The organism is Bifidobacterium sp. RTP21102st3_E2_RTP21102_210122, from assembly GCF_040916945.1.
In the GTDB taxonomy this organism is placed as follows: Bacteria; Actinomycetota; Actinomycetes; order Actinomycetales; family Bifidobacteriaceae; genus Bifidobacterium; species Bifidobacterium longum.
Genome location: NZ_JBCPAN010000028.1, coordinates 1 through 1,243, shown reverse-complemented (window position 1 = coordinate 1,243; position 1,243 = coordinate 1). Strand labels below are relative to the sequence as shown.

The 1,243-nt window shown below is 54.8% G+C and carries 1 protein-coding gene; it reads right to left on the bottom strand.

Features of this window, described 5'->3' with window-relative positions; all coding sequences use genetic code 11:
* Positions 1–1,228, bottom strand: a 1,228-nt coding sequence (locus AB5287_RS10010; RefSeq protein ID WP_368221179.1) for a LamG-like jellyroll fold domain-containing protein, incomplete at its 3' end; no start/stop codon positions are given.
* Between the last annotated feature and the right edge of the window lie 15 nt (positions 1,229–1,243).

Genomic DNA, 1,243 nt, shown 5'->3' with positions numbered 1-1,243 from the left:
CGGCGTCATTGGTCAGGGTCATTTGTCCGGATCCGTGATTGTGACCGGAGTACATCATGAATACCTGGTTGTACCGTTTCACGATGTTCCAGATTTTCGAGCCGGCACCTTCATCGTCACCGGCTTCACCGTTGTATCCGGAATCGTCATCGAGGGAGATTTCATTCGGACGTGAATCGGAGCACTTGAAGATATCGTGGCTCACCACCACAGTCGGGTTGTTCGGGTGGTCTTTGAGCACCTGCTCGAACCATCGCATATCGTCATTGCTTGCCGAGGACGAGTTGCTGACCACCGCGCCCATGTCGATGTTCATCACCAGATACTTGTAGGAGCCGTTGTCTACCAGATGGTATGAGGACAGGCCATCGGGCGAGTATGCAAAACCGTGTTCTTTCTGATACTTGCCGAAATCGGAGTCGGGTCCGAAGTGTTTCAGGTAATTGTCCGCCTTGCGCAAGCTGGGCACTCCGTAGCCATGCCTGCCTCCATTGTAATCATGATTGCCCGGCTGCTCCAGGAAGGGGACGCCCACTTTCTGCATACGCCCGAACACCTTGGACGATGCCTGCCATTGCGCGTCACTGTCCCAGTTATCCACCACGTCACCGAGGGACACGATGTTGGTCAGATTAAGACTGGAATCTTCCGAATCGAACTGGTCGATGGCTCGGTCCATCACCGTGGGCACCCAACGGATGGCATTCTGCGTGTCCGGCAAGAAAGCCATCGTATGTACGCTGGGGTTGTCCAGCACGAAACGATCGTTGGTACCGTAATCCTTGAGATACTCGGTCGGGTTGGGCACGATCCAGTTGCCCTGTGCCAGCGCACCGCGGGAGAATCTCACCTCCTGCAGGTTGCCACGCAGGAACTTGTCAAAGTCGTCCTTGTTGTATTGGCTGGTGTCGAAAGTGTCGTTGTAATACGACGAGCCGATGCGGAAGCGACCATCGGTCGGATCGGCATACAGGCCATTGCCGTTCTTGTTGATATTGCGGAATGCTTTGGCACCGTTGGTGTATGTCACCACGTTCGTGCCATCGGATACGACGGCGATGTGATACCAAACGCCACCGTGATCCATGGTGACGCCCCAGCTGGTGACGCCGTTGTTGGGATCATCGGTGTTCATGGTCGACTCATTGTCCTTGTTGGCGGCCTTGAACTGGGTTTCCTTGCAATTGGAGATCGACAGGCTCATCGACCCCATCTCGTGTTCATCCATGTTGCTGTTTGTGGA